Genomic DNA, 21,613 nt, shown 5'->3' on the forward strand with positions numbered 1-21,613 from the left:
GTTGACTTAAATCGCCGATGAACGGTTTGCGCCTACTCAAGCCGCGCACAATTGTGCTGCTTGCGATATTAATATCCGTATTCATTCACCTTTATATATTCATTGGATTCCCTAGTTTTTTATTCTCGAAGGCCGCACCACTTGAGGATGTGACCGTCGCTGAGCTTCGGGTAGAGCCCATTAAGAAAGTTCAGCTAAGTAAACCAGCCGCGCCTGAACCGAGTATTCGTGATCAAAGTTCGAATGCTGTGGGCGATGGTGTTGTTATTGGATCGGGAAGCGGTAATGGTCAGGGCCAAACAGAGCAAGAAGGGCAAGCTTTTCGGGTTCCCGATCCGGGGATTTATTATTACGACGCCTATCTCGATGGGCAATACCTACAGACAGCTTCGATCGAGTGGCAGTTTGATCCTAAGCTTGGCTATCGCTTGTTTATCAATATTCCTTACGCGTTTGTTGGACCCTTTATTTTTGAATCCCGAGGAAAAATTGATGCCTATGGATTGGCTCCTGATTTTTATGTAGAGCACCTTGGGAGTCGGCCAGCTCGGTTTACCCGCTTTGATCGAGATGGCAAAGGGGGAGGGAAGTTGTTTTTCTCCCAAAAACCAGATCAATTAAAAGAGATTCCTCCTGGTACCCAAGATCGATTTAGTCTGATGATGCAATTGGCTTCCTTACTGGCTGGAAATGACCAGATTGATGAAAAAGGAACCGTGCGTGAAATCCCGATTGCTAATCTGGATACCGTTGAAACCTGGCGTTTTCAAAGCCAAGGCGAAGAATTATCGGATGCAGTTTCAACTCTAGGCCCCACGGTGCTACGGCATTACAAGCGTTTACCTGTAAAAGAAATGGATCACAAACGAAGAAATGATATTTGGTTAGTTAAAGATTTTGGCTGGATACCGGGAAGGGTGCGTCTTGAAAATGAAAAGGGCAGAACCTTTGAACTCTTTCTAAAGCAAGTTGACCCAATTGCTGATTTACCCAAATAAACGCTTATTGAACCTTTTTCTTACGAATGATTTGACCAATCATATTAAAGAGAACGGCTCCAGACATTGAGGCAGCAAAAATGCCGCTGAAGGCAACCACAATCGGTAAGATTTTCCAGTTTTCAGGCAATGGAAAGGTTCCGTATCCAACCGTGGTGTACATCTCACCAGCAAAATAAAATGCGTTGATATCAACCTCAAAAATATTGAGTGCAATTAGCGCATAGGTCCAAATGATGATATCCACAATGTGGGTCATAAATACGATCCCGACAGCCATCATATAAAACGGGATGGATAACCAAAACATCCCAGTGTGATCTGCCCAATCGATTAAAACCTGATAGATCTTACCCACCAACAATATAAATAATGCATGGGCAACTAACATGGCAATCGCAGTTAAAAAGACAATATAGAGTTCGCTGAGTGGCAGGCTATTGCCAACTTTCTCAAAAAGGGTAAAGAAGTTTGGAAGGTCTGCCATGCTTATTTGACGGCCCGTCTATTATTTGACATAATAATGATTATACGCAGATAATGATATTAGCCCTTAGGCTTGGATTCAGCGCTTCCGGGCTTTGGGCCCCCTTCATATTTGGTCTTGTAAAGCTTCTCCCAACGGGAACGCAGACCCCGGGAAACCTCTTCCTGATTAAATAAATCAGCAACATCAATCGCACTGAATCCTTGGTGATTGCGGATTTGCAGATCAGCGCCACGGTCAAGTAATAATCTGACCAACTGAATATTGCCCGAGCGAACAGCCATCATCAAAGGAGTTGTATCGCTATCAGACAAGGCATTGACCTGGGCGCCCTTATCCAATAGAAACTCAGCAATCTGTAGGTGACCATTGGTGCAAGCGTAATGCAGCGGTGTCCAGCCGGATTTATTGATCGTGGCTGCCCGTTTATCAATTAAAGTCTTCACCTCTGGCAAAAGCCCATACAGGGATGCCATCATTAAGACGTTTTCACCTGAAAGGTTTGGCTGATCCACATCCAAATTCTTGAGGGTTAACAGGTAGTCTAGGGTTGTGCGCGAGTTCTCCCTTACTGCGTAGACCGTAATTGGATTTCCACCCCGGACTAATAAATTAGGGCTTACACCCTCTTGCAGTAACTTTTTAACTTGTGCAAGGTCGTCAAATTGAACAGCGCGAGCCATGCGATCGGCCTGTTCTTGGGATTGGGCTGTTGCAATTCTTGAAAATAAACTAAGGGCGGTAAGAACAATAAAACTGCGGCGTAGCATCATGAGTAACTTCTATTTAATTGAAAACACTGAAAAAAATTATTTGTAGTGTGCTGGGCTATTTCTTCAAGCGTTTCACCACGTAATTGCGCAATATAACTTGCAACATGCGCTACCCAAGCTGGTTCATTGGTTTGACCGCGATGCGGTACAGGAGCCAAATACGGTGAATCGGTCTCAATGAGCAGTCGATCCAATGGTAATGCCTTACAGGTCGCCTGAAGATCTTTGGCATTCTTAAAGGTGACGATTCCGGAAAAAGAGATATAAAACCCAAGCTCAATCGCCGCCTTGGCTACCTCATAAGACTCTGTAAAGCAATGCATTACTCCGCCAATTGCGTCAGCACCCTCTTCGCGCATAATGCGCAACGTATCCTCCGAAGCGGAGCGCGTATGAATAATTAAAGGCTTTTTGGCTTGCAAGGCAGCACGAATATGGGTCCGAAAGCGCTCACGCTGCCACTCCATCGACTCGTAAGATCGATCTCCCATTCGGTAGTAATCCAGCCCGGTTTCTCCAATTGCAATCACCTTGTCGTCTTTGGCTTCCTCAACTAAAAACGCAAGAGTTGGCTCGGGGGTATCTTCGTAATCCGGATGAACGCCAACCGAAGCAAATAAATTTGGGTAGGTGTGAGCCAGTCGCTTCACCTTGGGGAAATCTGGAATATCAACAGAGATGCAAAGTGCGTGACTCACCTTGGCTCGCACCATGTTTTCTAATACCTCAGGAAGGCGATTTTGATACTCTGGGAAATCGAGGTGGCAATGCGAATCAATCAACATAACCGCTAATTTTAGTCCCCAAAGAGCTGTTGATATTGCAAGAGCATGGATTCCATTTGCACCCGTGTGGACAAGGGGTGATTCTCATGGCGACGAGCGAGTGTAAGGGCTGACCAAAGTCGCTGCGCTTTGGTTAATTGCAGTTGAGATGCGAGCTGACTAATTCGTTGTGCGTGCCGGCGGTAATAGCGCACCTCCCCTAGCTGATATGACAGTTGCAAATCAAAGAGCCAGCGTTGCATACACACCAATAATGCGGAATATGGGGCTTTCTGAACCTTCTCAGCGCATTCAAGGTAGCCAATTTTGGGTCCGTTACTCAAGGCCTCTACTAATATTCGCGTGGAATTGATGGCTAGACCAATGCCATCTTTATCATCCCCTAAATGCCTAGCAACGATCTGATCCCTTGCGCTCAAGGGTGCACCAGCATGTTCATCAATTGTGGCCTCTAACTCCTCTGCACCAACGGCATCCGAGAGAAGTATTTTCAGTTCAGATTGCAACCAGTTAAGCGCCAGTTCTCGACTTGGTTTTGGCAGGGCAATGAGTTGGCAGCGCGATCGTAAGGTTGGTAAGACGCGATCAAGACGATTGCTAACTAGGATAAAGTTCGTATCAGGATTGGGTTCTTCAAGGGATTTCAGTAAGGTGTTCGATGCATCCTCGCGCAGACTTTCCAGTGGATAAATCAGAATAATCCGTTTGCCGCCCCGGTGTGAACCAATGTTGATCCCGCCAAGCACTGCCCTAAGCTCATCAATTTTGATGAACGCACTCTCTTTTTTTCCATCGCCATCGTCTTGACCCTCTGGGGCTACAGGATCCATTTTGGGGCTACCCTCAAGCTCCGCTTGAACTAGGCGGCCTTTTAAGCTTTGGGGCAACAAAGTAATACAGTCTGGGTGATTACCAGTATCAAACCAGCGGCAAGCCTCACACGCATTGCATGGCTTTTGCCCTGTGGAGAACAAATCAGCCTCACAGAGTAGCGCCTTAGAAAGCCAGCGCGCAAAATCAAATTTGCCTATTCCTGGTTGACCATGAAACAAAATAGCTTGAGGCATTGACTCCAAATCAAAGGCTTTACCAAGTGCCTCGAACCATGGCAATAGCTTGACGGATTCGTGATGTGAATTTTCTATGGCCATGGGATTTAGATAAAATCTATCAACAATTAATTTATATAAATCATTAACTTAGATTAATAATTCAACTGAATTTCTGATAAGTTCTTCCAGATGCGCTCTGGTGATTGCTGGGCATCGATCACCACAAAACGCCCGGGATCAGACTTGGCGCGGCGCAAGTACTCGTTACGAACCTTCTCAAAAAAATCAAGATCCAGACGCTCGAACTTATCCGGGGTTCTGGCCTTGGAGCGACGCTCCTGCGCAACATGCCCGGGTAGGTCAAATAAAAGAGTAAGGTTTGGCTGAATCAAATCTGCCCCCCTTCTCTGCACCAAAGTCTCAAGGGTATTAAGGGTTTCAAGACTTAATCCCCTCCCCCCACCTTGATAGGCAAAGCTGGCGTCAGTGAAGCGGTCAGAAATCACGATCTTGCCGGATTGCAAGGCAGGCTCGATGACTTGAGCCAGGTGTTCGCGCCTTGCAGCAAACATTAATAAAGCCTCGGTCTCAATATGCATGGGCTCTTGCAATAAAAGTTGCCTGAGTTTTTCTCCCAACGGGGTACCGCCCGGCTCCCGAGTGAGCACAATCTCTTGCTGCGGATAGCGTTGTCGTAGATGATTTGCAAAGGCCTCAAGGTGTGTGCTCTTCCCGGCACCATCGATGCCCTCAAAGCTAATAAAAAACCCAGGACGATGAGTAGGCATGAAGTTATTTCGCTGTCTTAGTCGACGATTGGGTGGGTAAACGCTGGTACCGATCAACAGCGGCTTCGTGTTCCTTCAAGGATGCAGAAAAATGGCTGCTGCCATTACCCTTTGCAACAAAATACAGCGCATTCGTGGGCGCAGGTTGCGCAGCGGCGATGAGCGATTCTTTAGAGGGCATTGCAATTGGGGTTGGAGGTAAGCCATAGCGCATATAGGTATTGTAGGGAGTATCGCGGCGTAAATCCGTTTTTTTGATATTGCCATCGAATTGCGGTCCAATTCCGTAAATGACGGTGGGATCGGTTTGTAACATCATCCCTTTCTTAAGCCGATTATGAAAGACGCCCGAAATTAATCCGCGCTCAGAAGCCTGCCCTGTTTCTTTCTCAACAATCGATGCAAGGATCAGTAATTGATACGGGCTCTTTAGGACCTGATCATTTGCATGGCCCTGAAGGTAAAGATCCCATGCATTTGCTAATTGCTTTTGCATACCAGCGTAAGCCCGTTGATAAATACTTAAATCCAAATCATCAGGATCAAATACATAAGTATCTGGAAATAACCACCCTTCCACATCGGTCTGAGTAAGGCCTAAGAGTGTGGCAAGCTGGGCTCCGCTGGCTGATTTCGTTTGATGAATGAGTGCTGGGTGCATATCAATGGCAGCTCGTACTTGCCAAATGGCCATTCCCGGAATGATCTTCACTGATTCACGGACACGCTCGCCCCGAGCCATTTGCAACAAGATCTGGCCTAAGCTTGCATTTACCGGGAATTCATAGGTACCTGGCTTCAGTGATGTGCCGACACCTAGCGATCGAGCACCAATTTGGAAGGCCCAGCCTGGAGCCCTGATTCCTTGATCCTGCAACTGAGCTGCAATTTTTGAGACACCTGATTTGGGCAATACCTTGTACCGGGCGGCAGCATTTGTACCATCGCTTTGATTAGCCAGGGCAGATTTGGCTGGCACCACTCCCCATGCAAATAACACGAGGTAATGCAAACAAACAATCCCGATGAGCAAGCCAAGCCCGAGGCCCAAAAATCGTTTACTTAGAGCCATGGTATGAAATATGGATTTAGAGGTCTTAGAAAGTTTCTGTACATAGCACTATGATAAAAGCCTAACTTAGAACACGACCATCATGAACCGATCCACACCATGAATCCACCAACCATTTGCCGCTTACCAGGCTGGGGCTTGATTCTCGTTGAGGGGCCTGATGCAAGTTCTTTTTTGCAAGGCCAATTAACGAATTCAGTCCTTGGATTAAGCCCCACTTCCTCTGGAGCAATAGCCCAAGGGAGTTCTGCGGCACGGTTAACGGGGTACTGTACAGCAAAGGGTCGTCTACTTGCTTCTGCGTGGATCAGCTTATATTCATCCCCTGCGGAGATGCAATATGCCTTGTTTGTCTCTCGCGATATTGCGGCAGTTTTTGCAAAACGCTTGACCATGTTTGTTTTGCGCTCCAAGGTGACGGTACGCGACATGAGCGAGGCGTGGTCGATTTATGGGGCTCTTGAACCGATAGCGCAGGCACTTCCCCATCTTCCCGCCGATGCAATCGCCCTGGCAATGCAAACTCCAGAAGATAGCAATCCGTTGAAACGGATTGTGTTTGCCTCACAGATGACAGTTGATGCGCAAGCCAATGCAAGTGCGTGGAATATGGCTGAGGTCCTTAGTGGAATCCCTCGAATTGTGGCGGCTACCCAAGATCAATTTGTGCCTCAAATGGTAAACCTTGAATCCGTAGGCGGGGTTGATTTCAAGAAAGGGTGCTACCCAGGTCAAGAAGTAGTTGCTCGTAGCCAGTATCGAGGCGCAATCAAACGACGCCTCTTTTTGGCAAAAGCACAAAATCCCATCGAGTCCTGCCCGCCAGGAACCGAGATTTTTCATGAGGAAGATCCTGGCCAGCCGGCTGGCATGGTGGTGCTCTCAACCCCCAATTTGAATAATCCTCTTTGGATCGATATTCAGATTGAATGCAAATCAGAGCTTGCTCAAAGTAGCAAACTTCACCTTGGTGATGCTAGCGGCCCCAGTCTGGAGCTAGGAAAACTACCCTATTCCCTCGTTGAGATTTAATCAGGCATAGTATTGGTATGTGCCTCATTTTATTTGCCTGGAAATCGCACCCAAAATACCCGTTGGTGGTAGCCGCCAATCGGGATGAGTTTTATGAACGCAATACCAGTGGTATTGGATGGTGGCCTGAGCACCCAGATGTATTAGCAGGTCGAGATCATGCCGATGTGATTGGTAGTCCCGGTACTTGGTTAGGGCTTAATAAGCATGGCCGATTTTCTGCGCTCACCAATGTGCGCTCTCCGAGTGAGAAAAAACCGGATGCCAGAACCCGGGGTGAACTCCCCTTTTTATATCTAACCAGCCCAGATAAACCCAACTACTTTATTGAAAAGCACAGTAAGCGCTTTGACCAATACAACGGTTTTAATCTATTGATGGCCGATTTGAGTGATCCGAATGATGCCCAAATGCATTGGGTAAGCAATCGTGTGGTGATGGGCAAATCAGTGCGTCCTCGTAAAACCTTCCCAAGTCAACCTCTTAGTCCAGGTGTCTATGGGCTATCGAACGCCATGCTCGATACACCCTGGCCTAAAGTAAATCACCGCATTGCTGCATTTGCTCAAACCCTAGCGATGGATGGTGGAAGTTTAAAGAATGCCGATGCCTATCTACACATATTAGCCGATGACCATCAGGCTCCCGAGCGAGAGCTTCCGAGCACAGGCGTTAGCTTGGAATGGGAGAAAGCACTTTCTGCTGCCTTTATTCGAACAGAACACTACGGCACGCGCTCAAGTACTATTTTGCGGGTTCGCCAGGATGGTAACTACGAGATGGTTGAGCGGCGGTTTGATGCCAACGGCGTGATTGCGCACGACGTGATTACCGGTAATTTAATTGGCTCAGCCTGGGCTAATTACTCGGTATAGCAATGGTCTTTCCCCTCCAGGGTGACGATACATGTCAATCGATTGCACCTACACCCCTACCAGAGCCCTATTGGGTCGGATTCTCCTCTGCGCTTGGGCAAGAACTGGGCATTCCACTCAATGACACTGGCTTACCTTCCGATCCACGCTGGTTAAGCGTCTTAAGTGGGAACGCGCTCGAAGTCGAAGAGCACCACTTTTCAAATCCAATCGCAACAGCATACAGCGGTCACCAATTTGGTATTTGGGCTGGTCAACTTGGCGATGGTCGCGCCATTCTATTAGGCGATATTGGTCCTTATGAGATTCAATTAAAAGGCTCCGGTATTACTCGCTACTCGCGCATGGGCGACGGCCGAGCGGTATTGCGTTCATCGATCCGTGAGTTCTTAGGTAGTGAAGCCATGTATGCGCTTGGTATACCAACTAGTCGAGCATTGGCGGTTACGGGATCCAAAAAACCAGTGATGCGTGAGACCTTGGAGACCGCTGCGGTATGTACTCGCTTGGCTCCCAGTTTTCTGCGCATTGGTCATTTTGAGCATTATGCGGCTGCGCGCCAAACGGAGCATCTCACGCAATTGGCGGACTATCTCTTAGATAAACACTATAAGGAGTGCAAAGATAGCGACGATGCGTATCTGGAACTCTTTAAATCAATTAGCCGTCGCAGCGCCGAACTCGTTGCGCATTGGCAGGCAGTGGGCTTTTGCCATGGCGTCTTAAATAGCGACAACATTAGCGTTCTTGGGATCACGATTGACTTCGGCCCATTTGGAATGATGGATCGCTTTCAAATGGATCACATCTGTAATCACAGCGATTCTCAAGGCAGGTACGCCTATCATCGGCAACCTCAAATCATGCATTGGAATATGGCGTGCTTGGCAGGCGGTATGTTGCCCTTATTGGAGAAAACCGATTCAACCGAAGTGGCCCAGCAGAAATTACAAACTGCACTTGAGCAATTTCCGACTCAATACCGGCAGGCGTGGTTAAAACGTTTTCGAGCAAAACTCGGGCTGCACGAGGAGCATCCAAATGACTTCACCCTCATCGAAAACTTATTGCAACTCATGCATCAGAATCGGGTAGATTTCACGACAACGTTTCGTCTTTTTGCCGAAGTCCAATCCATGACTAATGACCAATCTAATCCATTGCGCGACCACTTCATCGACCGCCAAGCTTTTGATGCTTGGATGCAAAGCTATTTGGATCGATTAAAACTTGAACACTCCTCTGATCTGGTTCGCCAGAGCGCTATTCTTAAAACAAATCCAAAATTTATCCTACGCAACTACCTCGCACAGCATGCCATCGAACTCGCCCAGCAGGATGATTTTTCAGAAGTCCAAAAGCTCCTGCATATCCTTGAGAATCCTTACGCAGAGCAATCGGAGTTTGAAGCTTATGCAGCACCGCCCCCTAAGGAGCTTGAGGCTATTGCCCTGAGTTGCTCGTCTTAATCCTTCTTTACAATCCAATCCATGACTAAAACTGATGAACAATACCGTCAAGAACTCTCTGATATTGAGTATCGGGTAACGCGCCGAGCGGCAACTGAACCACCCTTTTCGGGTCGCTACTGGGATCATTGGGAAAATGGTCTCTACAAGTGCGTCTGCTGTAGCACCCCGTTATTTTTATCGACCACCAAATTTGATGCTGGTTGTGGTTGGCCAAGTTATCACACTCCTGCCAATCCCCAAGTGATCAGTGAGCATCGGGATGTATCGCACGGTATGATTCGGACCGAGGTACGCTGTGCAAATTGCGATGCCCATCTAGGCCATGTTTTTGAAGACGGCCCCCAGCCCACGGGACTTCGGTACTGCATTAACTCTGCGTCATTGCGTTTTGAACCTAGCCAAAATGCCAGCCTTAAGTTATCCCCATGAAAAAATTTCTTTTTGATCTATTCCCGGTCATCCTATTTTTTGCTGCATTCAAACTTGCCGATATCTATGTGGCAACCATTGTTGCGATCGTTGCAACGATTGCGCAAATTGTGTGGCTTTATATTCGTCGGGAAAAAATTGAGGGGATGCAGTGGGCTAGCCTAATCCTAATCGTTGTATTTGGCGGTCTTACTATTTTGTTAAAAGACAAGACCTTTATTCAGTGGAAACCTACGGTTCTCTATTGGTTATTTGCCGCAGTACTTTTCTTTAGTGCTCAGTTCTTTAAGAAAAATTGGATTGAGAGCCTCATGGGAAAGCAAGTTACCTTAAAGCCAGATAGTCCGCGCTCGATTTGGTTAAAACTTAATCATGCTTGGGCAGCATTCTTTTTCTTCATGGGTGTTCTCAATTTATATGTGGCCTATACCTTCTCTGAAGATGTGTGGGTCAACTTCAAGCTCTTTGGTGGAATTGGCTTACTAATTCTCTTCATCATTGCTCAAGGCCTGTGGTTAAGTCGCCATATGGAGGGAGATGAAGCATGATGACCAATCAAGAGCGCATTGCTTTATTCCAGACCGCACTGCAAAAACAACTCCAACCCTTAGCTCTCCTCATCGAAGACGAGAGTCATTTGCATGCCGGGCATGCCGGGGCCGCAGGCGGTGCAGGCCACTTTCGGATCAAGATTACCGCGCAGGCATTTGCTGGGCTTAACTCCGTTGCACGCCATCGACTCGTATACGGCGCCTTAAAAGAGTTTATGCCCCACGAGATCCACGCCCTCGCCATCCATGCACTTGCACCAAATGAGTCATAATTCTTCTTTTTGCTTCTTTATCTTTAATCTATGTGCCTAATCAAAAAAATAATCCTAGCCTGTTCAATCGGCCTACTGAGTGCCTCCGTAACCGCTCAAAATGCAGCGATCGTAAATGGCAAGCCTATCCCGAAGGCACAACTTGATCGCCTGATTAAAAGTTCAGGCCAGTCGGCAACCGATCCAAAAATTCGTGAGCAAGGCCGTGAATTGCTCATCACGCGTGAACTCATCCTTCAAGAGGCGGATAAGCGTGGGGTAAGCCAAAAAGATGATGTGAAAGATCAAATTGAGCAAGCACGCTTAGGTGTTTTGGTGGGCGCACTCTTTGAAGACTATATTGATAAAGGCGGGATTACGGAGGAAGATTACAAATCAGCCTATGACTCCATCAAGAGTCAATTTGGCGGCAAAGAGTACAAAGTCCGTCATATCCTGGTTGAGAAAGAAGCCGATGCCAAAGCCCTGATCGCAAAGATTAAGGCCGGAGCAAAATTTGAGGATCTGGCTAAAGCCAACTCGAAAGACCCAGGCTCTGCTCCTGACGGCGGAGAGCTTGGCTGGGTGAGCGATAAAGCGCTAGTCCCAGAGTTTTCTAAGGTTATGACGACGTTGAAAAAAGGTCAAATGACCGATAAGCCGGTCAAGACTCAATTTGGCTGGCACATTATTCAGCTCGAAGATGTGCGTGACGTTAAGATTCCGTCCATGGCAGAAATCAAAGAGCAATTGAAATCCATGTTGATGCAAGATCAAGCTTGGCAAAAGGCTAAGTTCTCTGAAATGATGAAGAAGATTCGTGAGAAAGCGCGCATTGAGTAATATGATTTTACACACCATGCTCCGCGTGGGTGATATTGCCCGATCAGTCGATTTTTATACCCGAGTATTAGGGATGAACCTATTGCGCACGACCAATCGCGAGGAGCAGAAATACTCGCTCGCTTTTGTAGGATTTGGGAATGGTAATGCGGATGGGCAGGCAGAGATTGAGCTCACATACAACTATGGGGTGTCTGCCTATGATCATGGTACCGCGTATGGACACATTGCGATTGCCGTGCCCGATGTCTACAAGGCATGTGAGGATATTGCTGCTGCCGGGGGTAATATCACGCGTCCTGCCGGCCCCGTTCAAGGAGGCAAGACCTTGATTGCCTTCATCACCGACCCCGATGGATACAAGATCGAGCTGATTCAGCGCTGATTTGAAAGACTTGGCTGATTCGTATGCAAGCTAAGTATGAGGTTCGGGTTCTAAATCAAATTTCGGATGTCCCACAGGCCGCATGGACCTCAATCCTTCCGCCCTCTGCCGGCCCCTTCATGCAGCACGCATTTCTGAGTCTTTTGGAGAAAACCGGTTGCGTGAGCGCAGAGACAGGTTGGAAGTCATCGCATCTGGCGCTTTATGACGCCGATGGCCATACGCTTCTTGGCGCACTGCCGCTCTACCTTAAAACGCACTCTTACGGAGAGTATGTCTTTGATTGGTCATGGGCAGAAGCCTATACCCAAGCAGGGCTGCCCTACTTTCCAAAAGCACTCGGTGCTATCCCATTTACTCCAGTTACCTCTTCGCGTTTGTTGGCCCGATCACCCGAGCATCAAGAGGCCCTAATCACTGGTTTAAAACAATTGGTTGGCGAGCTAAGCCTATCGTCCGCTCATATTCTTTTTCCGGTTGAGGAGGAGGCAAATCTACTTGGTAATGCGGGATTTTTAAAGCGTGAGTCCGTACAGTTTCATTGGCATAACCAGGGCTACTCTGATTTTGAAGCCTTTTTATCCACCCTCACCATGAAACGCCGCAAGAACATTAAGCGCGAACGTAAACAGGTTCAAGGGGCAGGCATTACCTTTGAACACCTTCCTGGAGAATTGCTTACTGAAGAGGATGTGCTGTTTTTCTATCGCTGCTATCGCAATACCTACCAGAACCACTACTCCAGCCCCTACCTGAATCAACTTTTTTTTCAGGAGTGGGCGCAGCAGATGCCCAATCATCTCCATTTGATTGTTGCAAAGCGTGAAGGGCAAGCGATCGCCTGCGCCTTGTTGGTAATTGATCGTAATCAGAGCAAAGCCTATGGTCGGTATTGGGGATGCGTCGAGCAACACCCCTGCCTTCATTTTGAGACCGCCTTCTATCAAGCAATTGACTATTGCATCCGCGAAGGAATTCAAACTCTGGAAGGCGGTGCGCAAGGCGAGCACAAAATGGCACGAGGATTTATGCCGACCACGGTCTCGTCATATCACCATCTGAGTGATCCACGTTTTGCTGCTGCGGTGGCACGATTTCTGGAGCGCGAACGTCAAGGCATTGGTCAATACCTCGATGAGCTGGCTGAACATAGCCCCTTGCGCCAGGACTCTGATTCAAGCAGCCTCGGCAGAATTGAACTCGATGCATTAAAGTAAGGCATGAACTCAATCAATAACGGTGCTAATTCTTTAGGAATCGGAGATAGCGATTCTGACTCCCCGTGTATTGGGATCTGCTCGACCCTCTTTGATGAAATCTGTAAAGGCTGTGGTCGCACTGCCCTAGAAGTCAGCAACTGGGTCTTTATGAGCCCTGAGGAGAAGCAATCTGTCTGGGTTCGGATTCAGGCAGAGGGCACAGCGATGCGCTTTACCCGCGAGCAAAAATCTTAACCCGCCAACTCCTGGCTACGCAGGTACTCCTCATACGTTCCTGAATAATCATTGATCGTGCCATCAGGCTTGATCTCCAGAATACGGTTCGCTAGTGCCGAGACAAATTCGCGGTCATGGGAGACAAAAATCAGAGTGCCATCAAATTTCTCAAGGGCGATTTGTAAGCTCTCAATCGATTCCATATCCATATGGTTGGTCGGCTCGTCCATTGCAAGCACGTTGTGCTTTTGGAGCATTAACTTTCCCCAGATCATGCGCCCCTTCTCGCCACCCGATACCACTTTCACTGATTTACCAATCTCATCGCCTGAGAACAAAAGACGTCCTAGGATGCCTCGCACAACTTGATCGTCATCGCCCGGTTTACGCCATTGCGTCATCCACTCAATGAGGTTCTCATCATTAGGAAAGCATTCGCTGGTATCTTGCGGCATGACACCCACATTGGCATTTTCAGCCCACTTCACATCCCCGGTATCGGCAGCTATGCCATCAAAGCGTTTACTTAACATGGTTTTCAGTAAGGTAGTCTTACCCGCACCATTCTGACCAATAATGGCGATCTTCTCACCAGGACGAATCGCAATCTTGAAGTTCTTGAAAATTACTCGATCAAATTTTTTAGTAAGGGCATTGCACTCCACTGCCATGTTGTGCAATTTCTTCTCGGTCTCAAACCGAATAAATGGGTTTTGACGGGATGACGGTTTAATATCGATGAGCTCGATCTTCTCAAGTTGGCGTTGACGGGAAGTAGCCTGTCTGGCCTTGGATGCATTGGCCGAGAAGCGACTCACGAACGCCTGCAGTTCAGCCATCTTCTCTTTGGCCTTCGCATTGGCTGCCATTTGCTGGGCACGCGCCTGGGTCGATGCCAGCATGTAAGAGTCGTAGTTTCCGGGGTAGACCTTCAACGTACCGTAATCCATATCCGCCATATGCGTGCATACCTCATTTAAGAAGTGTCGATCGTGCGAAATGATGATCATGGTGCTATTACGTTGATTCAGGATTTCTTCGAGCCAATGAATCGAATGAATATCTAAGTTGTTCGTCGGCTCATCAAGCAGTAAGACATCGGGATCCGAAAATAAGGCTTGGGCAAGTAAAACGCGCAATTTCCAGCCTGGCGCAATATTACTCATGGGACCGTTGTGTTGTTCCAGCGGAATGCCAATACCAAGCAATAGCTCGCCAGCGCGTGCTTCAGCAGTGTAGCCGCCAAACTCAGCGTACTTGGCTTCAAGCTCAGCGGCGCGCATGTAGTCTTCATCGGTCGCATCGGGATTGGCATAAATGGCATCACGCTCTGCCGCCGCTTGCCACATTTCAGCATGACCCATCATCACCACATCGAGCACTCGAATGTCTTCATAGGCAAACTGATCTTGGCGTAACTTACCAAGACGAATATTCGGTTCAAGGCTGACGTTGCCAGCCGATGGCTCTAGTTCCCCGCCAAGGATTTTCATGAAGGTGGATTTGCCACAACCATTGGCACCGATTAAGCCATAACGATTACCGCCACCAAATTTGACGGAAATGTTTTCAAACAAGGGCTTCGCCCCAAATTGCATGGTGATATTAGACGCGTTTAACACAGAAACTTTCTCAATAAGGGTGCAGTGCTGGCAAAGCTCATCATTTTAACGGTCTTCCAACCGAACGATGGTTAATAGGCTGCCGCAAGCCCATCTCGACGACTATCGCTCGCTGCAACATAGCCATCGCTGATCCTATCCGATAAGCGCCAAATGAACTGACCAGAGCCAAAATCCATATAGGGATCATCCACCTTTTTGAGAACATGCCCTCGCTCGATGAGACCCTTAACCGTCTGAGGATCCATATTGGCCTCCACATCAAGACTAAAGTCCCGATTGACCTTCCAGCGGGGTGCATCGCAAGCCGTTTGCGGTTGTTGTTGATAGACCAACATCCGCAAGAGGGTTTGTAAGTGCCCTTGCGGTTGCATATCGCCACCCATCACCCCAAAACTCATTTGCGGAACGGTTTTACCATTTACCTCTTTGGTCAAGAACGCGGGAATGATCGTGTGAAAGGGTCGCTTATTGCCTGCTACTACATTGGGCGATTGAGGATCGGATGAAAACCCATACCCACGGTTCTGAAAACTAATTCCCCAATTCGGTTCCACGACTCCTGAGCCAAAACCCATGTAATTACTCTGAATAAATGAGATCATGCGCCCTTCTTCATCGGCAGCACTCAAATAAATAGTACCTCCCGTATTGGGTAGCCCAAACTTAAATTGGGTGGCATGCCAAAGGTCAATTTGCTCTGCTCGCTTGGCAAGGTATTTTGGATTGAGCATTTGTTCGGGGCTGACCTCCATCGAGCGTGGATCCGCCACATAGCGGTAAATATCTGCAAAGGCTAATTTCATGGCCTCGATTTGCACATGCTGACTCTCAACACCATCGACTGGATACTGCCCCAAATTAAGATTCTCTAAGATTCCCATCGCCATTAGGGCACCGATCCCCTGTCCGTTTGGTGGGATCTCGTGTACGTCATAGCCTTGTACCCTGGTTGAAATTGTGCCAACCCAATCGGGTCGATAGTTGGCTAAATCGCTCGCCTTTAATGCCGCTTGGTGCTCCTGCGCAAACCGAATAATCGAACTGGCAATCTCGCCCTCATAAAAATCGCGGATGCCCTTCTGAGCAATTTGCTTTAATGCATTTGCAGCCGCTTGGAAATAAAACATCTCACCCGTGTGTGGTGCTCGGCCATGGGGCATGAATGCCTTAGCAAACCCAGGTTGTGGGCTGAGCTCATTCACAGCAGCAGCCCACTTATGGGCCACGATTGGTGCGACCGCGTGCCCACGCTCCGCGATCTCAATGGCAGGCTGCAAGAGATCAGCCAGGGGCAAGGATCCAAAGCGCTGATGAAGCGTATCCCAGCCCGCAATGGCGCCTGGCACAGTGATGCTATCCCAACCTCGCATGGGGCGATTCACAAAACCCTGTGCGTCACGACCATACTTGATGGCAAAGTAGTCAAGACTCCAATCGGCCGGCGAGACCCCTGAGGCATTTAATCCATGCAGTTCATGCCCGTCCCAAACGATGGCAAAACAATCACTACCCAAGCCATTCGATACAGGTTCAACAATCATCAACGCAGCTGCTGCAGCTATCGCAGCATCAATTGCATTCCCACCTTGCTGCATCATCTTCAAACCTGCTTGGGCAGCATAAGGGTGCGAGGTCGAACAAATATTACGACCAAAAACAGGCATTCTTACCGTGGGATATGGGTTGTACCAATTAAACGATGAGCTCATGATCGTGTCTTTATTCTTCGAAGTTGTTCACGGATAACGGGAATCCGCACTACTAACAATACCAAGATTATCCCAGCATAGATGTAAACGGTCTGGAAATCGTTTTTACCAGCCTTATGCCAAAGGTAATGCAGCACTGCAAGAATCGCAATTAAATAAATCAGGCGATGCAATTGACTCCAACGGCGCCCCAACCAGTGCATGGATGCTCGATTTGAGGTAATTGCCAATAAACTCATACACACAAAAGCAATGAAGCCCACCGTAATGAATGGGCGCTCGATCACATCAGCAAACATCTCTTGGAGGTTAAGGTAATGGTCTAGCCAATACCAAATGGTGAAGTGCAGGAATGCATAAAAGAATGTAAATAGCCCGAGCATCCGTCGCATTTGGATCCACCCCGACCACGCAGTTAACCAATGCATTGGACTCATCGCTAGGGTGATACACAAAAAGGTAATGGTCCAAGTCCCCGTTGAGCGGGTAATAAACTCGACGGGATTAACCCCAAACTGTCCGGCATAGGCCAGAACGAATAAACGCACAAGCGGAATCAGCGCTACAACAAAGACCCAGCGCTTGATCTGCGCGATTGCCACCATGGTTTAGTAAAACTTACGCAAATCCATCCCTGCATACAGTTTGGCAACATACTCACCATAACCATTAAAGGGCTCGGTTTTAATCTTCGGCGCAAAGATACCGCGACCGTCAATACGACGCTCCGTAGCTTGACTCCAACGGGGATGACTCACGGCTGGATTAACGTTTGAATAGAAACCATACTCACGTGGTACGGATGCGCTCCAACTAGTAAGTGGTTGTTTCTCGATCAAACGAATGGTCACTAAGGATTTGGAGCTCTTAAAGCCATACTTCCAGGGCACGATCAAACGAATGGGCGCACCATTTTGCTTGGGCAATAGTTCCCCATACATCCCAAACGTAAGGAGAGTTAATGGGTTCATGGCCTCGTCCATCCGCAGACCCTCGCGATAGGGCCAATCAAGCACAGGTCGCTTTAATCCAGGCATTTGTTTTGGGTCAGCAAGGCTGATGAACTCCACATACTTGGCCGATCCGAGTGGCTCGACTCGATTGAGAAGGTTTGATAAGGCGTAGCCATTCCATGGAATCACCATCGACCAGCCCTCGACACAACGGAGTCGATAAACGCGCTCTTCCATGGGTGCCAATTTCAGTAAAGCGTCAATATCAAGGGTAACGGGTTTCTTCACCATCCCTTCAATCGATACCGTCCAAGGTCTGGTTTGCAAACGATCAGCAAACTTTGCTGGATCCTCCTTATCCATCCCAAACTCATAGAAATTGTTATAGCTCGTTGCATCCTCATACGAAGTTTGGGTCTCACGCGTTGAATATGGCTCGTTTAGCTTTGCGGGTAATTTCTCACGGGGGGCTACTGGTTTTGCAAAGGCCTCGCGCTCAAGCCACGATCCCATTCCCAGTGCAGCACCTCCCAAGGCAAGATTTTTTAACCACTGGCGGCGATCCTCTGCAATCGCACGTGGGGTAATTTGACTTGGATGAATCGTGGGGTCTTTAAATGTCATCGATCTACCTTTAACTGAAATGGTGTGAAATTCGTGTTGGTGTCGTAATAATCTTCATTCTCTTTGCGCTTTAAGTATCCCACTACCGCATAAGTCAGTGGGGTTGCCAAAATCTCCCAAGAGGTTTTGAGGATGTATTGAGCAATCGCAACCTGAATAATCTCGGTGGTAGGCCAAATGGCATAAAAGGCCAAGAAATAGAATAATGAAGAATCCACCAACTCACCCACCGCGGTTGAGCCAATCGTGCGGGTCCATAAATATTTCCCCTGGGTCCAAATCTTCATTTTGGCAAGCACGAAACTATTGGTAAGGCTGCCACACCAAAATGCGAGCATGGAAGCCAAGGCGATTCGCCAGGAGTTGCCAAAGACCGTTTCTAGGCCGTGTTGATAATTTGCCATATACGATCCTGGCGCCACTGGTAATGCGATAACGATCAGCGCCATGATGGCAGCAAAGCCTAAGGCAGTAAATCCAGCCCATACTGCGCGGCGATCATAGGCGTAGCCATAAACCTCAGTGAGAATATCGCTGAAAAAGTAGGAGATCGGGAAAAATAAGATTCCAGCGCCAAAGATGACATAACCAAAATATGGAAGCTCAACCGTGGCAGCCTTCCCAGCCCCAATAAAATTCGAGCACAGCAACACGGCAACAAAAGCGCCTAAGATGAGGTCGTAATAGCGATACTGACGACGCATGGGAACGAGGGCCTTATAGGTTCAATGAGGCAGTTAAAAGATGAAATATTTCATAGAATAGCGGTATTGATATGAATTCACAGAATAGGTAAAAAATGAGTAAGCCGCAGTTTCATTGGGAAGACCCCCTCCTCCTGCAAGACCAATTAACCACCGAGGAGCGCATGGTTGCCGATGCGGCCCGTGAATACGCCCAAGGGAAGCTGGCTCCGCGGGTGCATGAAGCCTTTCGCTCGGAATCAACCGACCCATCCATCTTTCGAGAAATGGGTGAACTAGGTCTTCTCGGTATTACGATTCCAGAGGAATACGGTGGCGCTAGTCTTAATTATGTGTCTTATGGCCTAATCGCCCGAGAAATTGAACGGGTTGATTCTGGGTACCGCTCCATGATGAGTGTGCAGTCCTCACTGGTCATGGTGCCAATCTATGAATTTGGTAGCGAGGCCCAAAAGCAAAAGTACCTACCCAAACTAGCCACTGGTGAGTGGATCGGATGCTTTGGTCTCACAGAGCCCAATTACGGTTCCGATGCGGGTGGCATGATCACGCGCGCCAAGAAAGTACCTGGCGGATTCTCGCTCACAGGCTCCAAGATGTGGATCTCCAACTCCCCCATTGCGGATGTGTTTGTGGTCTGGGCCAAGAACGATGAGGATCAGATTCGGGGGTTCATCCTTGAAAAAGGCATGAAGGGTTTAAGTGCTCCAAAGATTACAGGTAAGCAAGGTTTGCGTGCCTCAATCACGGGAGAGATCGTGATGGATGAAGTGTTCGTACCCGCCGAAAATGAGTTCCCAGAAATTACGGGTCTTAAAGGTCCCTTTACCTGCCTGAACTCAGCGCGTTATGGCATTTCTTGGGGCGCTCTCGGTGCTGCCGAGTTTTGTTGGCATGCAGCGCGCCAATACACCTTGGATCGTAAACAGTTTGGTAGACCCCTCGCAGCTAATCAGCTCGTTCAGAAAAAATTAGCCGATATGCAAACCGAGATCACCTTGGCACTGCAAGGCGTTCTGCGATTGGGGCGGATGAAGGATGAGGGAACCGCCGCTCCAGAGATTACCTCCATCATGAAGCGCAACTCTTGTGGTAAATCGCTTGATATTGCTCGGATGGCACGCGATATGTTGGGTGGCAATGGCATCTCGGATGAGTATGGCGTGATCCGTCACATGCTCAATCTGGAGGTCGTCAACACCTACGAGGGCACGCACGATATTCATGCTCTCATTTTGGGCCGAGCCCAAACCGGTATCCAAGCGTTTAGTTAGATTGCAGAAGTTGCAGCGCTAAGTCAAGATAACTCGTTTGCTCTGCGCTTGGTACTGTCAGTGACCTAGCATTTTGGTATTGGCCAAAGTTGCGAGCAATCGAATCTTGATACGCTGGGTCGTAATGCTTGATTAGTAATTCTTCAACCAATACTGGATAGCGCCCCTCTGTAGCTAGTTGCTGCCATTTTGTAATTTGTTCCTTGCCGTAGCGTTGCGTCAATAGACCTAGCAAATGCTGTAGTTCATCGTGATTACTTAAAAGATGCACGTACTCTTGCATCAATACATCGACCCGGACTGAGCGATCGGCCTTGATTTCAACGCAATCCCCCTGCCGAATTTGATCCATCAGCGCATCGGGTATATGCAGACAACCCACCTTTTTACTCTCGGATTCCACATAAATGGTTTGGTCAAACTTGAATAGCCGCAACGCATTCCATAAGCGACTCTCAAACATTTTTTGACTGGGTTGTGCCTGATTAGGCAAGCCTCCAAGGACTGAACCGCGATGCGCCGCGAGGTCTTCAAGATCCAGCACCTGAGTTTGTCCATGCAATGCTTGTAATAATCGAGTCTTACCACTGCCTGTCATGCCACAAATGACGGTGAACTTTGCTAAAGGCGCCCATCGCTCCAGATCAGCAATCACTTGACGCCGATATCCTTGATACCCGCCTTGCAGCTGCTGGGCCTTCCAACCGATACGTTGCAGAATGTGGGCGAAGGCACCGCTGCGCTCACCGCCTCGCCAACAATAAACCAAGGGCCGCCATTCCCGCGACTGGTGAATAAAGTGTTCTTGCAAATGGTTGGCAATATTTTTTGCAACCAGCGCCGCGCCTAATTTCTTCGCTGCAAAAGGAGATTCTTGCTTGTAGAGCGTGCCAACCGTGGCACGTTCCTCGTTGTTCAAAACAGGGCAATTGATAGCCCCTGGAATATGATCAAGTGCGTATTCAGCAGGCGAGCGGGCATCGATGATGCAGTTAAACCGATCTAAAACCTGACCCAATAGCTCGGGCGAGAGCAATGCTGAACTCAACGCAGTCCTAAATTTTGCTTAATGGGTTCTGGCCATGGCGCAGGACGATTGGTCTTGAGGTTGACCCACACCAAGGTGGCGCCACCAGCTGCACACAGCTCCTCGGGATTGCTAGCAAGGGACATGAGGTTATACGTATCCACACTGGTTCGCCCCACTTTACCAATATAGGTGCGCACCAGAATATCGGCTGGATAGCTCACTTGGGTATAGAAATTACAAAACGCGTTTGCAATTAAAGCGCCGCCCTCATCATGATGGGCACCAAATCCAAAGGATTCGATCCAATGAATACGGCCTTGCTCCATATACCGAAAGTAAAGCGTGTTGTTGACGTGACCAAATGCATCCATATCACCCCAACGTAAGGGGATGATGGTTTCATGAACAAATGTCTTATCAGCAGGAATTTCAATGCGCATGATTAGGGAGTTCTAAATGACGAAT

General features: G+C 48.2%; 25 protein-coding genes. 12 read left to right on the forward strand and 13 right to left on the reverse strand.

Going from position 1 to position 21,613, the window contains the following annotated elements; all coding sequences use genetic code 11:
• The first annotated feature begins 17 nt into the window (after positions 1-17).
• The gene (locus ICV32_RS04975) at positions 18-998 is read left to right on the forward strand and encodes a DUF3108 domain-containing protein (protein WP_215372397.1); all 981 of its coding nucleotides are present in this window, start codon (positions 18-20) and stop codon (positions 996-998) included.
• Positions 999-1,002: 4 nt separating this feature from the next.
• Here ICV32_RS04975 and ICV32_RS04980 read toward each other — a convergent pair whose 3' ends face one another.
• From ICV32_RS04980 to mltG, 6 genes are read right to left on the reverse strand one after another with little or no spacing between them, the layout of a single operon-like run.
• The gene (locus ICV32_RS04980) at positions 1,003-1,485 is read right to left on the reverse strand and encodes a hypothetical protein (protein WP_215372398.1); all 483 of its coding nucleotides are present in this window, start codon (positions 1,483-1,485) and stop codon (positions 1,003-1,005) included.
• A gap of 59 nt (positions 1,486-1,544) precedes the next feature.
• A complete protein-coding gene (locus ICV32_RS04985) occupies positions 1,545-2,258 on the reverse strand; it encodes an ankyrin repeat domain-containing protein (protein ID WP_215372399.1) in 714 nt (237 codons plus the stop codon).
• Entirely contained in the window at positions 2,255-3,043 is a 789-nt protein-coding gene (locus tag ICV32_RS04990; RefSeq protein ID WP_215372400.1) for a TatD family hydrolase, read from the reverse strand. Before ICV32_RS04990 ends, ICV32_RS04985 begins: the two co-directional genes overlap by 4 nt.
• 11 nt (positions 3,044-3,054) lie before the next feature.
• Entirely contained in the window at positions 3,055-4,194 is a 1,140-nt protein-coding gene (locus tag ICV32_RS04995; protein WP_215372401.1) for a DNA polymerase III subunit delta', read from the reverse strand.
• A gap of 53 nt (positions 4,195-4,247) precedes the next feature.
• Positions 4,248-4,883, reverse strand: a complete 636-nt coding sequence (gene tmk, locus ICV32_RS05000) for a dTMP kinase (protein ID WP_215372402.1) — start codon at positions 4,881-4,883, stop codon at positions 4,248-4,250.
• Positions 4,884-4,887: 4 nt separating this feature from the next.
• A complete protein-coding gene (gene mltG, locus ICV32_RS05005) occupies positions 4,888-5,955 on the reverse strand; it encodes an endolytic transglycosylase MltG (protein WP_215372404.1) in 1,068 nt (355 codons plus the stop codon).
• Between the two features lie 99 nt (positions 5,956-6,054).
• Between mltG and ICV32_RS05010 the strand changes: the two genes are divergently transcribed.
• Genes ICV32_RS05010 through ICV32_RS05055 form a run of 10 tightly spaced genes read left to right on the forward strand, consistent with a single transcriptional unit; the run spans position 6,055 to position 13,247 of the window.
• A complete protein-coding gene (locus ICV32_RS05010) occupies positions 6,055-6,987 on the forward strand; it encodes a folate-binding protein YgfZ (RefSeq protein WP_215372406.1) in 933 nt (310 codons plus the stop codon).
• 17 nt (positions 6,988-7,004) lie between these two features.
• Complete coding sequence (locus ICV32_RS05015) at positions 7,005-7,862, forward strand: NRDE family protein (protein WP_215372407.1); 858 nt, start codon at positions 7,005-7,007, stop codon at positions 7,860-7,862.
• A gap of 2 nt (positions 7,863-7,864) precedes the next feature.
• A complete protein-coding gene (locus tag ICV32_RS05020; RefSeq protein WP_215372409.1) occupies positions 7,865-9,331 on the forward strand; it encodes a YdiU family protein in 1,467 nt (488 codons plus the stop codon).
• Between the two features lie 21 nt (positions 9,332-9,352).
• The gene (msrB, locus tag ICV32_RS05025) at positions 9,353-9,763 is read left to right on the forward strand and encodes a peptide-methionine (R)-S-oxide reductase MsrB (RefSeq protein WP_215372411.1); all 411 of its coding nucleotides are present in this window, start codon (positions 9,353-9,355) and stop codon (positions 9,761-9,763) included.
• Positions 9,760-10,311, forward strand: coding sequence for a septation protein A (locus ICV32_RS05030; RefSeq protein ID WP_215372413.1), 552 nt, complete (start codon positions 9,760-9,762; stop codon positions 10,309-10,311). The genes msrB and ICV32_RS05030 overlap by 4 nt, the downstream gene beginning before the upstream one ends.
• Positions 10,308-10,586 carry a BolA family transcriptional regulator gene (locus ICV32_RS05035; RefSeq protein WP_215372415.1) on the forward strand — a complete coding sequence of 93 codons (279 nt, stop codon included), beginning with the start codon at positions 10,308-10,310 and terminating at the stop codon, positions 10,584-10,586. The genes ICV32_RS05030 and ICV32_RS05035 overlap by 4 nt, the downstream gene beginning before the upstream one ends.
• A 39-nt stretch (positions 10,587-10,625) precedes the next feature.
• Positions 10,626-11,408 carry a peptidylprolyl isomerase gene (locus ICV32_RS05040; RefSeq protein WP_371817072.1) on the forward strand — a complete coding sequence of 261 codons (783 nt, stop codon included), beginning with the start codon at positions 10,626-10,628 and terminating at the stop codon, positions 11,406-11,408.
• Position 11,409: 1 nt separating this feature from the next.
• Positions 11,410-11,793: a lactoylglutathione lyase gene (gene gloA / locus ICV32_RS05045; protein WP_215372419.1), complete on the forward strand. Its 384-nt coding sequence runs from the start codon at positions 11,410-11,412 to the stop codon at positions 11,791-11,793.
• 23 nt (positions 11,794-11,816) lie between these two features.
• On the forward strand, positions 11,817-13,010 hold the full coding sequence (locus ICV32_RS05050; RefSeq protein ID WP_215372421.1) for a GNAT family N-acetyltransferase: 1,194 nt from the start codon (positions 11,817-11,819) through the stop codon (positions 13,008-13,010).
• 3 nt (positions 13,011-13,013) lie between these two features.
• Positions 13,014-13,247, forward strand: coding sequence for a DUF1289 domain-containing protein (locus tag ICV32_RS05055; protein ID WP_215372422.1), 234 nt, complete (start codon positions 13,014-13,016; stop codon positions 13,245-13,247).
• On the opposite strand, the gene ICV32_RS05060 is transcribed toward ICV32_RS05055, so the two are convergent.
• From ICV32_RS05060 to ICV32_RS05080, 5 genes are all read right to left on the reverse strand, one after another.
• Complete coding sequence (locus ICV32_RS05060) at positions 13,244-14,851, reverse strand: ABC-F family ATPase (RefSeq protein ID WP_215372424.1); 1,608 nt, start codon at positions 14,849-14,851, stop codon at positions 13,244-13,246. The two genes, ICV32_RS05055 and ICV32_RS05060, sit on opposite strands and share 4 nt — an antisense overlap.
• 71 nt (positions 14,852-14,922) lie before the next feature.
• Positions 14,923-16,563, reverse strand: coding sequence for a gamma-glutamyltransferase family protein (locus ICV32_RS05065; RefSeq protein WP_215368355.1), 1,641 nt, complete (start codon positions 16,561-16,563; stop codon positions 14,923-14,925).
• Complete coding sequence (locus tag ICV32_RS05070; protein ID WP_251371806.1) at positions 16,560-17,168, reverse strand: sulfite oxidase heme-binding subunit YedZ; 609 nt, start codon at positions 17,166-17,168, stop codon at positions 16,560-16,562. Before ICV32_RS05070 ends, ICV32_RS05065 begins: the two co-directional genes overlap by 4 nt.
• Positions 17,169-17,171: 3 nt before the next feature.
• Entirely contained in the window at positions 17,172-18,140 is a 969-nt protein-coding gene (gene msrP, locus ICV32_RS05075) for a protein-methionine-sulfoxide reductase catalytic subunit MsrP (RefSeq protein WP_215368357.1), read from the reverse strand.
• Positions 18,137-18,844, reverse strand: a complete 708-nt coding sequence (locus ICV32_RS05080) for a queuosine precursor transporter (protein WP_215368365.1) — start codon at positions 18,842-18,844, stop codon at positions 18,137-18,139. Before ICV32_RS05080 ends, msrP begins: the two co-directional genes overlap by 4 nt.
• A 95-nt stretch (positions 18,845-18,939) precedes the next feature.
• Here ICV32_RS05080 and ICV32_RS05085 point away from each other — a divergent pair, with 95 nt between their 5' ends.
• Positions 18,940-20,118: an acyl-CoA dehydrogenase gene (locus ICV32_RS05085; protein WP_215368367.1), complete on the forward strand. Its 1,179-nt coding sequence runs from the start codon at positions 18,940-18,942 to the stop codon at positions 20,116-20,118.
• On the opposite strand, the gene mnmH is transcribed toward ICV32_RS05085, so the two are convergent.
• Together mnmH and ICV32_RS05095 are read right to left on the reverse strand one after the other, a co-directional pair.
• Positions 20,111-21,166, reverse strand: a complete 1,056-nt coding sequence (gene mnmH / locus ICV32_RS05090; protein ID WP_215368370.1) for a tRNA 2-selenouridine(34) synthase MnmH — start codon at positions 21,164-21,166, stop codon at positions 20,111-20,113. The two genes, ICV32_RS05085 and mnmH, sit on opposite strands and share 8 nt — an antisense overlap.
• Positions 21,163-21,588 carry a thioesterase family protein gene (locus tag ICV32_RS05095; protein ID WP_215368372.1) on the reverse strand — a complete coding sequence of 142 codons (426 nt, stop codon included), beginning with the start codon at positions 21,586-21,588 and terminating at the stop codon, positions 21,163-21,165. The genes mnmH and ICV32_RS05095 overlap by 4 nt, the downstream gene beginning before the upstream one ends.
• Positions 21,589-21,613: the final 25 nt, after the last annotated feature.

The sequence above is a fragment of the Polynucleobacter sp. MWH-UH24A genome (assembly GCF_018687475.1).
Taxonomy (GTDB): Bacteria; Pseudomonadota; Gammaproteobacteria; order Burkholderiales; family Burkholderiaceae; genus Polynucleobacter.

Coding starts and splice junctions, on each gene's coding strand:
- ICV32_RS04975 (WP_215372397.1), top strand. CDS start 18: ATGAACGGTTTGCGCCTACTCAAGCCGCGCACAATTGTGCTGCTTGCG.
- ICV32_RS04980 (WP_215372398.1), bottom strand. CDS start 1,485: ATGGCAGACCTTCCAAACTTCTTTACCCTTTTTGAGAAAGTTGGCAAT.
- ICV32_RS04985 (WP_215372399.1), bottom strand. CDS start 2,258: ATGATGCTACGCCGCAGTTTTATTGTTCTTACCGCCCTTAGTTTATTT.
- ICV32_RS04990 (WP_215372400.1), bottom strand. CDS start 3,043: ATGTTGATTGATTCGCATTGCCACCTCGATTTCCCAGAGTATCAAAAT.
- ICV32_RS04995 (WP_215372401.1), bottom strand. CDS start 4,194: ATGGCCATAGAAAATTCACATCACGAATCCGTCAAGCTATTGCCATGG.
- tmk (WP_215372402.1), bottom strand. CDS start 4,883: ATGCCTACTCATCGTCCTGGGTTTTTTATTAGCTTTGAGGGCATCGAT.
- mltG (WP_215372404.1), bottom strand. CDS start 5,955: ATGGCTCTAAGTAAACGATTTTTGGGCCTCGGGCTTGGCTTGCTCATC.
- ICV32_RS05010 (WP_215372406.1), top strand. CDS start 6,055: ATGAATCCACCAACCATTTGCCGCTTACCAGGCTGGGGCTTGATTCTC.
- ICV32_RS05015 (WP_215372407.1), top strand. CDS start 7,005: ATGTGCCTCATTTTATTTGCCTGGAAATCGCACCCAAAATACCCGTTG.
- ICV32_RS05020 (WP_215372409.1), top strand. CDS start 7,865: ATGGTCTTTCCCCTCCAGGGTGACGATACATGTCAATCGATTGCACCT.
- msrB (WP_215372411.1), top strand. CDS start 9,353: ATGACTAAAACTGATGAACAATACCGTCAAGAACTCTCTGATATTGAG.
- ICV32_RS05030 (WP_215372413.1), top strand. CDS start 9,760: ATGAAAAAATTTCTTTTTGATCTATTCCCGGTCATCCTATTTTTTGCT.
- ICV32_RS05035 (WP_215372415.1), top strand. CDS start 10,308: ATGATGACCAATCAAGAGCGCATTGCTTTATTCCAGACCGCACTGCAA.
- gloA (WP_215372419.1), top strand. CDS start 11,410: ATGATTTTACACACCATGCTCCGCGTGGGTGATATTGCCCGATCAGTC.
- ICV32_RS05050 (WP_215372421.1), top strand. CDS start 11,817: ATGCAAGCTAAGTATGAGGTTCGGGTTCTAAATCAAATTTCGGATGTC.
- ICV32_RS05055 (WP_215372422.1), top strand. CDS start 13,014: ATGAACTCAATCAATAACGGTGCTAATTCTTTAGGAATCGGAGATAGC.
- ICV32_RS05065 (WP_215368355.1), bottom strand. CDS start 16,563: ATGAGCTCATCGTTTAATTGGTACAACCCATATCCCACGGTAAGAATG.
- ICV32_RS05070 (WP_251371806.1), bottom strand. CDS start 17,168: ATGGTGGCAATCGCGCAGATCAAGCGCTGGGTCTTTGTTGTAGCGCTG.
- msrP (WP_215368357.1), bottom strand. CDS start 18,140: ATGACATTTAAAGACCCCACGATTCATCCAAGTCAAATTACCCCACGT.
- ICV32_RS05080 (WP_215368365.1), bottom strand. CDS start 18,844: ATGCGTCGTCAGTATCGCTATTACGACCTCATCTTAGGCGCTTTTGTT.
- ICV32_RS05085 (WP_215368367.1), top strand. CDS start 18,940: ATGAGTAAGCCGCAGTTTCATTGGGAAGACCCCCTCCTCCTGCAAGAC.
- ICV32_RS05095 (WP_215368372.1), bottom strand. CDS start 21,588: ATGCGCATTGAAATTCCTGCTGATAAGACATTTGTTCATGAAACCATC.